At 50.3% G+C, this 12,922-nt stretch carries 10 protein-coding genes; 9 read left to right on the top strand and 1 reads right to left on the bottom strand.

Annotation, left to right across the window (positions count from 1 at the left end):
* Nucleotides 1-65 precede the first annotated feature (65 nt).
* A complete protein-coding gene (locus tag HJV72_RS11490) occupies nucleotides 66-1,163 on the bottom strand; it encodes a pyridoxal phosphate-dependent aminotransferase (protein ID WP_208071131.1) in 1,098 nt (365 codons plus the stop codon).
* A 101-nt stretch (nucleotides 1,164-1,264) separates the two neighbouring features.
* Here HJV72_RS11490 and HJV72_RS11485 point away from each other — a divergent pair, with 101 nt between their 5' ends.
* From HJV72_RS11485 to purB, 9 genes are all read left to right on the top strand, one after another.
* Entirely contained in the window at nucleotides 1,265-4,585 is a 3,321-nt protein-coding gene (locus HJV72_RS11485; RefSeq protein ID WP_208071128.1) for a DUF5717 family protein, read from the top strand.
* A 17-nt stretch (nucleotides 4,586-4,602) separates the two neighbouring features.
* A complete protein-coding gene (locus HJV72_RS11480; protein ID WP_208071127.1) occupies nucleotides 4,603-5,886 on the top strand; it encodes a DUF5716 family protein in 1,284 nt (427 codons plus the stop codon).
* The gene (locus HJV72_RS11475; RefSeq protein ID WP_208071125.1) at nucleotides 5,861-6,643 is read left to right on the top strand and encodes a tetratricopeptide repeat protein; all 783 of its coding nucleotides are present in this window, start codon (nucleotides 5,861-5,863) and stop codon (nucleotides 6,641-6,643) included. The genes HJV72_RS11480 and HJV72_RS11475 overlap by 26 nt, the downstream gene beginning before the upstream one ends.
* 103 nt (nucleotides 6,644-6,746) lie before the next feature.
* On the top strand, nucleotides 6,747-7,607 hold the full coding sequence (locus tag HJV72_RS11470) for an amino acid ABC transporter substrate-binding protein (RefSeq protein ID WP_208071122.1): 861 nt from the start codon (nucleotides 6,747-6,749) through the stop codon (nucleotides 7,605-7,607).
* Between the two features lie 108 nt (nucleotides 7,608-7,715).
* Nucleotides 7,716-8,366: an amino acid ABC transporter permease gene (locus HJV72_RS11465; RefSeq protein WP_208071120.1), complete on the top strand. Its 651-nt coding sequence runs from the start codon at nucleotides 7,716-7,718 to the stop codon at nucleotides 8,364-8,366.
* An 11-nt stretch (nucleotides 8,367-8,377) separates the two neighbouring features.
* Nucleotides 8,378-9,058 (top strand): amino acid ABC transporter ATP-binding protein, encoded by a 681-nt coding sequence (locus HJV72_RS11460; protein ID WP_066575092.1) that lies wholly within the window; start codon nucleotides 8,378-8,380, stop codon nucleotides 9,056-9,058.
* A 220-nt stretch (nucleotides 9,059-9,278) separates the two neighbouring features.
* Nucleotides 9,279-9,986, top strand: coding sequence for a phosphoribosylaminoimidazolesuccinocarboxamide synthase (purC, locus tag HJV72_RS11455; RefSeq protein WP_066575094.1), 708 nt, complete (start codon nucleotides 9,279-9,281; stop codon nucleotides 9,984-9,986).
* A gap of 18 nt (nucleotides 9,987-10,004) precedes the next feature.
* Nucleotides 10,005-11,432: an amidophosphoribosyltransferase gene (purF, locus tag HJV72_RS11450; RefSeq protein WP_066575097.1), complete on the top strand. Its 1,428-nt coding sequence runs from the start codon at nucleotides 10,005-10,007 to the stop codon at nucleotides 11,430-11,432.
* Nucleotides 11,433-11,483: 51 nt separating this feature from the next.
* Nucleotides 11,484-12,917 (top strand): adenylosuccinate lyase, encoded by a 1,434-nt coding sequence (gene purB, locus HJV72_RS11445; RefSeq protein ID WP_117772503.1) that lies wholly within the window; start codon nucleotides 11,484-11,486, stop codon nucleotides 12,915-12,917.
* Nucleotides 12,918-12,922 lie beyond the last annotated feature (5 nt).

The following is a 12,922-nucleotide window of genomic DNA, read 5'->3' as shown; positions in this document are numbered from 1 at the left end:
ATAGTCGCAGTTCCCGGACGCATCGGAGCATCTGCCCCATACCTCCCCATCGGCGCCCTAGTTTACTAAACCTCCAAATAACCTCGAAGGCAGGCCATCAGCCTGTCGTTGTCTTCCGGATCCATGATGCAGAACCGGATATACTCTCCGTCCAGGCTCCGGAATGAGGAACAGTCGCGTATCATGAGACCCTGACGGATTGCATGCTCGAATGCGTCAGAAGAAGTGAGCCCTTCCCTAAGGAGCCTGACGAGGATAAAGTTGGCATACGGGCGGTAGGTTTTCACGCCCTTCCATGTACGGAGCTCGTTGAACAGACGGGTACGTTCGGAATCTATCAGGTTCCACGTCTTTTGGATATACGTGTCATCTTCGAGCATGAGCCTGCCGGCAAAGGCGCCGATGCTGCTCAAGCTCCACGGATTCTGGTGCCGGTGCAGGACGTCGAGGAACGCCCTGCTGCTCGTGATACCATATCCGAAACGAAGGCCGGGGGCTGCAAAATATTTGGACACCCCGCGGATGACCATAAAGTTGTCGTACTTCGGTACGAGCCCGATAGCGGTGATGGCTTCCGGCTCCGGAGCAAACTCGGCATATGTCTCGTCAATCATGACGAAGATGCCTCTCTCCCTGCAGAACCGGAGGATCTCCTCAAGCTGCGCGCAGGCAAGTGCCGAGGAGGTAGGGTTGTTCGGATTGCAGATGACAAGCAGCCCGGTGTCCGGGGCAAGGGCGTCCAGAAGGTCCGGCACGTCGAGGGCAAAGTCCTTTTCTTCCCTCAGATTGTAATATTCCAGCGTACCGCCGACGAGAGAGAGCTCCCTGGCATATTCAGAGTAGGTAGGGCCTATGACGAGCGCCTTTTTCGGTCGCAGACCGCTGATGAGAAGAGAAATCAGCTCGGTAGAACCGTTCCCGACTACGATGTGCTCCGGGTCTGCATGACAATAGGCGCCGATGGTGTCCCTGAGCCGGGCATAATTCCGGTCAGGATACCGGGTGATTACATCCAGGTTGGATGCAAGCTGCTCCTTCACATGCTCAGAGAGGCCGAGCGGATTGACATTAGCGCCGAAACTTACGATATCCTCCTGCGGTATGTGGTAGTACTGCGAGATCTGTTCAATATCACTTCCATGAAATTCAGGTTTTTTATCCATATCTATACTTCCTGTCTACATATTTTCAAGATTTTGTATCTACAGCATTGCCATCTCAGCCAGAACAATGCTATAATTCATTATAATATGTTTTTAGAAAAATGCAACGAAAGAAGCAGGTGGCAGGCTTGAAAAACAAAATTCAGAAATTTTCCAAGGGTGACTTCCATAATGCACATCCTGATGTTCTCTTCCAGGAAACCAATCTCGTTATGATTATCGGAGAAGGTGAAGTGTACAGGGGAAGTTTTTCTGTGAAAAGCCAGACAGAGGGGAATATACGGGGGTTGATATACCCGTCTTCTTTTCGTGTTCATTTTAAAGACCAGGGATTTGACGGAAATCCTGCAAGAGTAGAATTTACTTATGATGGCAGAGGATTACGTCCCGGGCATGTGGAGGAAGGCAAGTTTACGGTTGTCTGCAACGGGGGAGAGTATGAACTTTCCTTTACTGCTATTATCGAGAAACCGTATGTGATGACTTCTTACGGCAAAGTACAGAGCACAGATGATTTCAGAAAACTGGCAATCAAAGATTTTTCGGAGGCAGGACGGCTGTTCCGCTCCAGAGAATTTTATGAAATATTAAAATATGAGAACGAGAGGATCTTCTACCTGTACGACAACATGAGGAAATGGTCCCTCGGCGAGCAGGCGATGGAGGAATTCCTTGTCGGCATCAAACAGAAGGAGTGCATCTTCCTCACCCTTCCCGGAGAAGGCATGCTGTTTGAAGATATTGAAGAGTCCACAAAAGGCACGCTTACGCTCATGAAGAATACATGGGGATTCATGCCAATCAAGGTGGAGGCGGAGGAGAGGTTCATCAAAGTGCTCCGTCCCGAGCTCAGCACGGAAGACTTCGTCGGCAATACGTACGAGGTAGAATATCTCGTAAGACCAGAGCATCTGCACGGCGGAAGGAACTTCGGCGCATTGAAGTTCATCACGCCGTATGAGACACTCATATACGAGGTAGAAGTGCTGCAGAACCAGGATTATGACGAAGATCACCGTATGAAGGAACTGCTGGAGGCCCAGATTCTGAAGGGGTATGTCGGTTATGTGGCCGGAAGGGTGGAACTGAACAACTGGGTGGAAAGTGCAATCGAGAAGATGGCGGCACTGCGTAAGATGGATCCCCAGAGCGAGACGCTGCAGCTTCTGCAGGCCCATATATATGTGATTGGCAACAAGGCGGAAGAGGCGAAATGGATACTTGAAAACTATAATTACAACCGGTTCGCCATAGGGAAAGACCCGGTAACGAACTGCTACTATCTCTATCTCACGGCGCTCATCAGAGGCAAAGGTAGTCACGTAGACAGGGTCCTCGACGAAATAGGAAAGACCTATATGCGGCATCAGGATTCCTGGCCGCTTCTCAGCATGTTGATCAACCTGGACCCCAGGTACCGCAATCCGTATAAACGGATTGAAGTGCTGGAACAGCAGTTCAGCTTTGAGATTCATGAGGTGCTCTTCTATCTGGCGGCATACGAGTGCTATAAAGAAAAGCCGACATTGCTGAAAAAGTTAGGCGAATTTGAGATACAGGTGCTCAATTTCGCGTCAAAATACAGATTGATGACGAAAGAGCTGGCTCTGTATGTCGCCAATTTTGCCAGCCAGCAGAAGAATTACAGCGATGCCTTGTTCCGCATTCTGGAACGAATCTACAAGATGTACAGCGAGACAATGATATTGAATACAATCTGCACGCTGCTGATCAAGGGCAACAAGAGCCAGCAGCGTTATTTCGAGTGGTATAAGCGGGCTGTGGACGCAGAACTTAAGATAGCGCAGCTGTATGAATACTATATGGTGACGATAGAGGAAGAGCGGGTGAGAGGCCCGCTTCCGAAGTCCATCTTCCTGTACTTTATGCACGGCAATACGCTCGATTATAAAAAGGCGGCATTTCTGTATGCCAACCTGATTACTTTTGAAGAGGAAGGGAGCGACCTGTATCTGAGCTACAGAGAGCAGATGGTCGCCTTTGCGTGGGATCAGCTGGAGAAGCGCCACATCACAGAGCCGCTGAAAATCCTGTACAAAAGATTCTTAAGGGAAGATGAGATGAATGCAGAACGGATGGAAGCACTGCATGATATCTGCTTTGCCTATGAAATCACGACAAAGGTGCGCAACATGAACTGCGTGCTGGTCATAGAGAAGGACGGCAATGTCCGCCAGAGGATTCCTTACGATGAGGAGGACGGCGCGGTTATCTTCCTGTATGATAAGGAGTCAAGAGTCGTGTGGGAGTCCCTGGAAGGAAGGCATTATACGGATTCCATCGCATACGAGACGAAAAGGCTGTTCTATGAGCCACGTTTTCTCGACATGTATAAAAAGTATGCGGCCCATGCCGGCATATGGAAGCATGAGGAGAAGAAGCAGGAGGCAACTTTTGAAAATATCAGGCAGATGGGAATGGACGCGTTTGATGAAAAAGACATTTTCCGGCTCTGCAGCAAACGGATAAGGGAGGATAACTATGAGGAGGATGAATTCTTAAGCTACCTCTGTTTCGAGTTGTTTAAGAAGGAGCAATATGACAAGGCTACGCTCATGTATCTGGCCAATTACTACTGCGGAGCTACGTCCGATATGAAAAAGCTCTGGAAGGTTCTGAAAGATTATGGGATTCCGGCCAATAAGGTGGGCGAACGCATTATTACTCAGATGGTCTTTTCTGAAGACCTGTTCAGGGAGGAAGATATATTTGAAGATTATTATCTCTCTGACAGCGTGTATTTCCGGCTTAAGCAGGCATATCTCGCCTATGTCTCCAGAGAATTCATGCTGCGGGGACGAAAGACCGGCAGAATCGTGTTCGACATCATCATACACGAGTGTGAGAAGAAAGAGGAACTGCCAGACATCTGCAAGATAGCGTTGTTGAAATACTTTTCCACACAGGATTATACGGCAGGCGAGGAGCCGGTTCTCCACGGAGTGCTCAGGGAAATGTGCGAGAAGCAGCTTGTATTCCCATGCTATCTGAATTATAAGGAATCCTGGCTGAGGGAGAACCAGCTTTATGACAAAGTTATAATCGAGTACCAGGCCACGCCGGGAAGCCGGGTGGAACTTCACTATAAGATGAAACAGGGAAGAAGAGAAGAGCTGGGCTATCGGATGGAAGTGATGACGCCTGCATATGAGAACATCTATGTCAAGCAGTTTATCCTGTATACGGACGAGAGCATCAGCTATTACTTCAAAGAGACGGACGGCAGACAGAGCATAACGACAGAGAAAGAGACGCTGGCCAATGTCAGGGAAGCTTCCGGCACAGGAAAGTTTGGCAGGCTGAATACGATGGCTGCCATGAGTCCTGCAAGCAAGAAGAAGGCGATGCTCCTGTATAAGGAGGAAGAGATTATGGCGGAAGAAATATATAAGATATACTAGGAGAGGAGGAGATGGTAATGAATAAGGGGAGCATGCTCGGCTATGATCTGAACGAGAAGAGCTGTCAGATAAGTTATTATGATGAGACAAGAGACGAACCGGTGACATTGGAAGTCGCGGTGGACAATTACCAGATTCCTCTGATGCTTGGTTATTTCAGGGACCGGTGGGTGTATGGGAAAGAGGCAAAGAGGCTGGCGACCGTCAATGAGGGATGCACGGTCTCAGATCTTTTTAACCGGGCCGTCAGGCAGGAAAAAGTGAGAGTAGGGGCCAAGACGCATGATGCGGTATGGCTGCTCGCCAAGTTCATCAGCCTGTCACTTGAAGAATTTGAGAAGATAACGTACATCACCTTTTCTGTACCGGATAATAACATTGATATGACGAAGATGCTGAAAGGTATCGGCAGGCATCTCGGCATAGAGAAGGAGCACATATGTGTCCAGGACTATAAGGAAAGCTTCTGCCAGTATATGTTCTATCAGCCCAAGGAGCTGTGGCAGTACGAATCGGCCTTGTTTTACTGTGATGCGCAGGAAATCAAGGCGTATATGCTGCGCCGGCTGAACACGGTGACCGGACGGGGGAACGAGAAGTTCGTCACGGTGGACGAAGTGGCGAACGCCCGTATGAAAGAGCTGGAGGCTATCTATCCGGTACTGAATGTGGACAAGGCAAAAGACGCGGACGGCAGATTCAAGACGTTCATACAGAGTGTGTTCGAGAAAAAAGTCGTCTCTTCCGTGTACCTGACAGGGGAGGGGTTCGAGAACAACTGGTATCCGAATTCACTGAAAGTGCTGTGCAACGGCAGGAGGGCGTTTCTGGGAAACAACCTGTACAGCAAAGGAGCATGCTATACGTCTATCCGGAAATGCCGCGATTATGATGAAGGACCGGTCTATCTGGACGAGACGAAGATGACCGAACAGATATGCCTGCGCATGCGGGTCAACGGGCAGGAAGGATGGCATCCTATCGTGTCATGGGGGACGCATTGGTATGAAGCGGACGGACAGTGGGAAGTGATACTGGAAGATACGTCGGACGTCGAGATTCATATCGAGACGCTCGCCGCAGGCGACCTTAAGGTAGAGACCGTGCAGCTGGAAGGGCTTCCGGACAGGAAAGACTATTCCCTTCGTCTTCTGATCGAGACGATGTTTCTGGATGAGAGGACGTGCAGGCTCAAATTCAAGGATATCGGATTCGGCGAATTCTATCCGCCTACAGGCTTTCAGGTAGAGAAGGAGATACATTTAGGAGGAATCAATGGGCAGTTTAATTCTATGTCATAAGAAAAAAGCAAAACAGCCGTATGAGATTACGAGAATTCATGTCCGCATATATACGATAGAAGAGCTGTGCTATTACATCTGCAATAACCTCTACCTGATTGATTATACGATAATGAATACTCAGCTCTGCGACTGGATCGAGCAGGAGCTCGAACTGAAGGCGCTGGCAGAAAGGCTCCGCCAGGAGATTACGCAAAACTGCTCGGTGGAACAGTTCGTGCTGACGATACTGAAGGAATCCACGATATATTCACAGTCCGACATCAACAAGATACAGGGCATCCTGGAGCACCTGCAGAATCAGAACGATGTGGAGCGGGAGAAGTACAAGGCGGACAGCCTGCTCAAGAGCGGGGAATATGCCTCTGCCATCCTTGTGTACCAGGCTATCGTAAGCAAGGAGTGGGACGACTCGCTGGACAAGGCCTTTTATGGCCGTGTCTACGGCAGCCTTGGCACGGCATACGGCCGTCTGTTCCTATATGAGGAAGCGGCGAGGATGTACCAGGAGGCATACCGTCTGTGCGAGGAGCCGCAGATGCTTAAAGCCTATATCTACAGCTGCTACAGGGGGATGCCGGAGGAACAGTTCGTGAAGATGATGTCAGGCAATCCCGCGTATCTGAGCACTGCCTCTCTGCTGAAAGAGGATGTCAAGAGGATACGCAGGGAGATTAATATGGAGATAAGCATAGAGCAGCTGGACCAGTGGAAAAAAGAATACCGCAGGATTGACAAGAATCATGGAATATGCTAATATAACAGAGCGATTTAGTGTGGTAAAGTAATCAACTGATGAACTGGTAAAACAGTACAGCGGATGAGACGCCCGTAATATTGCAGATGAGGAGGAAGCATTTATGAAAAGAAAATTAGCGGTATTATTAGTTCTTGTGATGGTTGCAGGGATGGCGGCTGCAGGATGTGGAAATAAAGAAGAGAAGTCGGACGCCAAGACAGACAGCGCGAAAGAAGAGAAGGCAGACAATGGCGACGATACCTTTGTGGTGGGATTTGACGCCGCGTTCCCGCCGTACGGATACAAAGATGACAACGGAGAATATGTAGGCTTTGATCTTGACCTTGCGCAGGAAGTGTGTGACAGAAACGATTGGGAACTGAAAAAGCAGCCCATAGACTGGGATTCAAAGGATATGGAGCTCAGCTCCGGGACGATCGACTGCATCTGGAACGGATTTACGATGAATGGAAGAGAAGACAAATATACGTGGTCTGAGCCATATGTAGATAACAGCCAGGTAATCGTTGTACCAGAGGATTCCGACATTAAGGAATTCAAAGACCTGGCAGGCAAGATGGTAGAAGTGCAGGCCGATTCTTCCGCATTACATACGCTTGAGAGCGACGACAAAGAAGAGGGCGGACAGGCAGAGCTGGCAGCTACGTTCGGGGCATTGAACCAGGTGGCAGATTACAACACCGCGTTCATGGATCTGGAATCAGGAGCATGTGAGGCGATTGCTATGGACGTCGGCGTAGCCAATTACCAGATTGACAGCAGGGGCGGCGGATTCCGGCTGCTGGATGAAAAGCTGTCCACAGAACAGTACGGCGTAGGGTTCAAAAAAGGAAATGAGGAGCTGCGTGACACCGTTCAGAAGACATTGGATGCGATGGCAGAAGACGGCACTTTGGACAAGATAGTAGAGAAATGGGCCGACGGCGGCATCAGCGCAGATGCAATCTGCCTTGGCAAATAAGCCCAGCCAGGGATTGACTGCACATAACAGAGGCCAGGCCGGACAGGCCTGGCCTCTTTCGGACTGAGAGAAGATATGGATGAAGAATGTGATACGGAGGAAGATTAGATGAATGTGGCTTTGATTGTAAAACAGCTGGCCGGAGGTATGGTCGTATCGATAGAGATATTTGTGGCGACGCTGATATTTTCGCTGCCCCTCGGACTGATCGTAGCGTTCGGAAGGATGTCCAGGATCAAGCCCGTACAGTGGATTACAAAGCTGTACATATCAGTGATGCGGGGGACGCCGCTCATGCTTCAGCTGATGGTCGTCTATTATGGCCCCTATTATCTGTTCGGGATGCGCATATCGGCTTCGTACCGGCTGACGGCAGTTCTGATCGGGTTTGCGATTAACTATGCCGCATATTTTGCAGAGATTTACAGAGGCGGCATCGAATCTATATCGGCAGGGCAGTATGAGGCGGCTCGTGTGCTCGGCTATACGAGGCCCCAGACCTTTTTCCGTATCATATTGCCCCAGGTGATGAAGCGGATACTCCCGTCGGTTACGAATGAGGTGATAACGCTCGTAAAGGATACGTCCCTGGCTTTTGTCGTGGCGGTTCCTGAGATGTTCACGACCGCCAAGCAGATCGCGGCGGCCCAGACCTCCATGACGGCCTTCGTGGCGGCCGGCATCTTCTATTATGTGTTCAACCTGATCGTGGCAGTGGTGATGGAAGCGATTGAAAATAAGATGAGTTATTACCGGTAGGAGGATATGGCATGAGTCTGTTAGAGATGAAAAATATTAAGAAAAGCTTTGGCGATACGGAAGTGCTGAAAGACATATCGCTCACCGTAGATACAGGAGAGGTGCTCGGCATCATCGGCCCTTCCGGTTCCGGGAAATCCACGCTCCTGCGGTGCGCCACGAACCTGGAGACGCCTGATTCGGGAGAGATACGCTACGCAGGCACGTTCGGCCTCGTATTCCAGAACTTCAACCTGTTTCCGCATTATACTGTCCTGAAAAACATCATAGACGCGCCGCTGAAGGTGCAGAAAAGAAAAAAGGAAGAAGTCGTCGCAGAAGCGAGGAAGCTGCTTGGGAAGATGGGGCTGGAGGGCAGAGAGGATGCCTATCCTTACCAGCTGTCCGGCGGACAGCAGCAGAGGGTGTCCATTGCAAGGGCGCTGGCCATGAATCCGGATATCCTGTTTTTTGATGAGCCTACTTCTGCGCTGGACCCGGAACTGACCGGAGAGATCCTCAAGGTCATCAAGGATCTTGCGGCGGAGCATATGACGATGGTAATCGTTACCCATGAGATGAACTTCGCGAAAAACGTATCAGACCATATCATATTCATGGACGACGGGTACATCGCGGAGCAGGGGACCCCTGAAGAGGTATTTGGCTCATCTAACGAGAGGATGCAGGAGTTCCTCGGGAAATTTGGCTAAAACTTATAAGTGACGATGAACCTATAAGATACGCTTATGAATACGCGTGCAATAAATAATGAATAAGAATTTATACAAGGCAGACGGGATTATTGCTTTTCCTTCTGCCTTGTATTATACTTATACGTGCATAAGGCGTCTTGGCGGGGGTCCCCATATCAGCCTCCGCTAATCAGGCCTTGGACTCAGATGATAAAACAAGAAAAGGATGGGTGTTAGTATGCAGAAATTAGAACAGTTATATGAAGGAAAAGCCAAAAAAGTCTTTAAGACAGAAGATCCAGATATTGTAATTGTAGACTATAAAGATGATGCGACAGCATTTAATGGAGAAAAAAAGGGAACAATCGTAGGTAAGGGCGTCATCAACAACCGGATGACGAACTACGTCTTCCAGGTTCTTGAAAAAGAAGGAGTGCCGACCCACTTTGTAGAAGAGCTGAGCGACAGGGAAACGGCGGTCAAGAAGGTGGAGATCGTACCGCTTGAAGTAATCGTCCGCAATGTAGCAGCCGGGAGCTTCTCCAAGAGACTTGGAATCGAAGAGGGGACGAGCCTGCTGGCGCCCACGCTCGAATTCAGCTATAAGGACGACGACCTGGGAGATCCGCTGATCAATGACTACATGGCAATCGCGATCGGCGCGTCTACGAGGGAAGAGATCGAGAAGATTACAGAGTATACGTTCAAAGTCAATGAAGTGCTCAAAAAGTTCTTTGCAGACGCAGGGATCGAGCTGATCGACTTTAAGATTGAATTCGGAAGATTCCACGGGGACGTTATCCTGGCAGACGAGATATCTCCGGATACGTGCCGCCTCTGGGATATAAAGACACATGAGAAGCTGGACAAGGACCGTTTCCGCCGGGATATGGGCAATGTGGAAGACGCATATCAGGAAGTGTTCAGAAGAATCGGCATAAAATAGTAAGGAGCTTAAACATTCATGAACCAGTTTGAAAAGGTCACGACAGGTATGGGAGAAGAATGTGGTGTATTTGGAGCCTATGATATGGATGGGGGCGATGTAGCCCCCACCGTATATTATGGGCTTTTCGCATTACAGCACCGCGGGCAGGAAAGCTGCGGCATAGCAGTGACGGACACATATGGGGAAAGAAAAGTACGCTCGAAGAAAGGGCTCGGACTTGTCAATGACGTCTTTGACGAGGAGTCCCTCAGGGAACTGAAAGGAAATCTCGGAGTAGGGCATGTGCGCTATTCCACAGCAGGGGGCTCCAGGGCGGAGAATGCCATGCCCCTTGTCATCAACTATGTGAAAGGGACGCTCGTCATCGCCCACAACGGCAATCTGACGAATGCGGTGGAGCTTCGGAGGGAGCTGGAATACACCGGGGCCATCTTCCAGACGACCATCGACTCTGAGGTGATTGCGTACCATATCGCACGGGAACGTCTGAATACGGGGAAGGCCGAGGATGCGGTAAAGAATGCGATGAAGAAGATCAGGGGTGCATATGCGCTCGTCGTCAGTTCTCCAAGGAAGATGATCGGAGCCAGAGACCCCTTCGGTCTGAAGCCGCTCTGCATCGGTAAGCGCGGGAATACGTATATCCTGGCATCGGAAAGCTGCGCCCTTTCTGCCGTAGGCGCGGACTTTGTGCGGGATGTCGAGCCGGGTGAGATCGTTTCATTTACAAAGCATGGCATCGAATCAGACAGGAGCATGGCAATCGATGCAGGGAAACAGGCCCGATGTATCTTTGAATATATCTACTTTGCCAGGACAGACAGTACGCTTGACGGTGTGAACGTGTATCATTCCCGGATTATAGCGGGAAGAGCGCTTGCAAAGTCTTATCCCGTAGCCGCGGACCTCGTTGTCGGGGTGCCGGACTCCGGGCTCGTAGCCGCGAAAGGCTATTCGGAAGAGTCGGGGATCCCGTACGGCATGGCCTTCCATAAGAACAGCTATGTAGGCCGTACGTTCATCAAGCCGAGCCAGAGCGAGCGGGAGTCAAGCGTGAAGATCAAGCTCAATGTCATAGAGGAAGTGGTACGGGGCAGACGGATCGTGATGGTTGACGATTCCATCGTGCGGGGTACGACGTGCGCCAATATCATCAAGATGCTGAAAAAGGCAGGCGCTCTAGAAGTCCATGTCAGAATAAGCTCCCCGCCTTTCCTGTATCCGTGTTATTTCGGAACGGATGTACCTTCCAATGAGCAGCTGATCGCCCATACGCATACGCCGGATGAGATACAGAAGATGATCGGGGCGGACTCCCTCGGCTATATGGAGATAGACAAGCTGAAAGATATGGTAGGGGACCTCGGATACTGCGATGCATGCTTTACAGGCAACTACCCGATGGAAGTGCCGGGGAAGGATGTCTCACAGGCTTTTGAATAGACTCGGAGCATATGGGGTGGATTTATGAAATTGGATGAAAGGATAAAGAATATGAGTACAGACAGATATGTAAGCCCGTTATCAGAGCGTTATGCCAGCAAAGAGATGCAGTATGTCTTTTCTCCGGACAAGAAGTTCCGGACATGGAGAAGGCTTTGGATTGCGCTGGCCGAGACGGAGAAGGATCTCGGGCTTCCGATTACGGATGAACAGATTGGAGAATTGAAGGAACACAAAGACGATATCAACTATGATGTGGCGAGAGAACGAGAGAAGGTCGTCCGGCATGATGTGATGTCGCATGTATATGCATACGGGCAGCAGTGCCCGAAGGCGAAAGGGATCATCCATCTTGGCGCCACATCGTGCTATGTCGGCGATAATACTGACATCATCATCATGGCGGAAGCGCTGGAGATCGTGAGAAAGAAGCTCCTCAACGTCATAGCGGAGCTTGCCGCATTCGCGGATGAATACAAGGCGCTTCCGACGCTTGCGTTCACACACTTCCAGCCTGCCCAGCCTACGACGGTGGGGAAGAGGGCCACGCTCTGGATGCAGGAATTTATGATGGATCTGGAAGATCTGGAGTATGTGAAGGACAGCCTGAAGCTGCTCGGCTCCAAGGGGACGACCGGGACCCAGGCGAGCTTTCTGGAGCTGTTTGAGGGAGACCAGGAGAAGATAGACAGGATAGACCCGATGATCGCAGAAAAGATGGGATTTAAAGCATGCTATCCGGTATCCGGACAGACCTACTCGCGCAAGGTGGATACAAGAGTCGTGAACGTGCTTGCAGGCATAGCCGCCAGCGCACATAAGTTCTCTAACGATATACGGCTCCTGCAGCATCTGAAAGAGGTGGAAGAGCCATTTGAAAAGACCCAGATAGGCTCTTCCGCGATGGCGTACAAGAGAAATCCGATGCGAAGCGAGAGGATTGCATCCCTGTCCCGCTATGTGATGGCGGACGCGCTGAATCCTGCCATAACATCGGCGGCGCAGTGGTTTGAACGGACGCTGGATGATTCCGCGAACAAGCGTCTCAGCGTACCGGAAGGCTTCCTGGCTGTGGACGGCATCCTGGACCTGTGCCTGAACGTCGTGGACGGCCTCGTCGTGTATCCGAAGGTGATTGAAAAGCGTCTTATGTCGGAGCTGCCCTTCATGGCCACGGAAAATATCATGATGGACGCGGTCAAGGCAGGCGGCGACAGGCAGGAACTGCATGAGAAGATCCGGGAGCTGTCCATGGAGGCAGGAAGAAATGTCAAAGAAAAAGGGCTGGATAACAATCTGCTGGAACTCATCGCGGCAGATCCGGCATTCAATCTGAGCGAAGAAGAGCTTAAGAAGACGATGGATCCGTCCAGATATACCGGACGTGCGGCGGTGCAGGTAGATGCGTTCCTTAAGGACTCGGTATCACCGCTGCTTGAAGCAAACAAAGAAGTGCTTGGCATGAGCGCAGAGATCAATGTCTAGCAGAT

Origin of the sequence: Extibacter sp. GGCC_0201 (assembly GCF_017566055.1) — a bacterium.
Lineage (GTDB): Bacteria > Bacillota > Clostridia > Lachnospirales > Lachnospiraceae > Extibacter.
Note: the sequence above shows the minus strand (reverse complement) of the source record. Positions and strands in the feature narration are given on the sequence as shown.

What these genes read in the sequence shown, in the direction of transcription:
- purF (WP_066575097.1), top strand. Translation starts at nt 10,005, where the DNA reads ATGAACCAGTTTGAAAAGGTCACGACAGGTATGGGAGAAGAATGTGGT.
- purC (WP_066575094.1), top strand. Translation starts at nt 9,279, where the DNA reads ATGCAGAAATTAGAACAGTTATATGAAGGAAAAGCCAAAAAAGTCTTT.
- HJV72_RS11465 (WP_208071120.1), top strand. Translation starts at nt 7,716, where the DNA reads ATGAATGTGGCTTTGATTGTAAAACAGCTGGCCGGAGGTATGGTCGTA.
- HJV72_RS11485 (WP_208071128.1), top strand. Translation starts at nt 1,265, where the DNA reads ATGCAACGAAAGAAGCAGGTGGCAGGCTTGAAAAACAAAATTCAGAAA.
- HJV72_RS11490 (WP_208071131.1), bottom strand. Translation starts at nt 1,163, where the DNA reads ATGGATAAAAAACCTGAATTTCATGGAAGTGATATTGAACAGATCTCG.
- purB (WP_117772503.1), top strand. Translation starts at nt 11,484, where the DNA reads ATGAGTACAGACAGATATGTAAGCCCGTTATCAGAGCGTTATGCCAGC.
- HJV72_RS11460 (WP_066575092.1), top strand. Translation starts at nt 8,378, where the DNA reads ATGAGTCTGTTAGAGATGAAAAATATTAAGAAAAGCTTTGGCGATACG.
- HJV72_RS11470 (WP_208071122.1), top strand. Translation starts at nt 6,747, where the DNA reads ATGAAAAGAAAATTAGCGGTATTATTAGTTCTTGTGATGGTTGCAGGG.
- HJV72_RS11475 (WP_208071125.1), top strand. Translation starts at nt 5,861, where the DNA reads ATGGGCAGTTTAATTCTATGTCATAAGAAAAAAGCAAAACAGCCGTAT.
- HJV72_RS11480 (WP_208071127.1), top strand. Translation starts at nt 4,603, where the DNA reads ATGAATAAGGGGAGCATGCTCGGCTATGATCTGAACGAGAAGAGCTGT.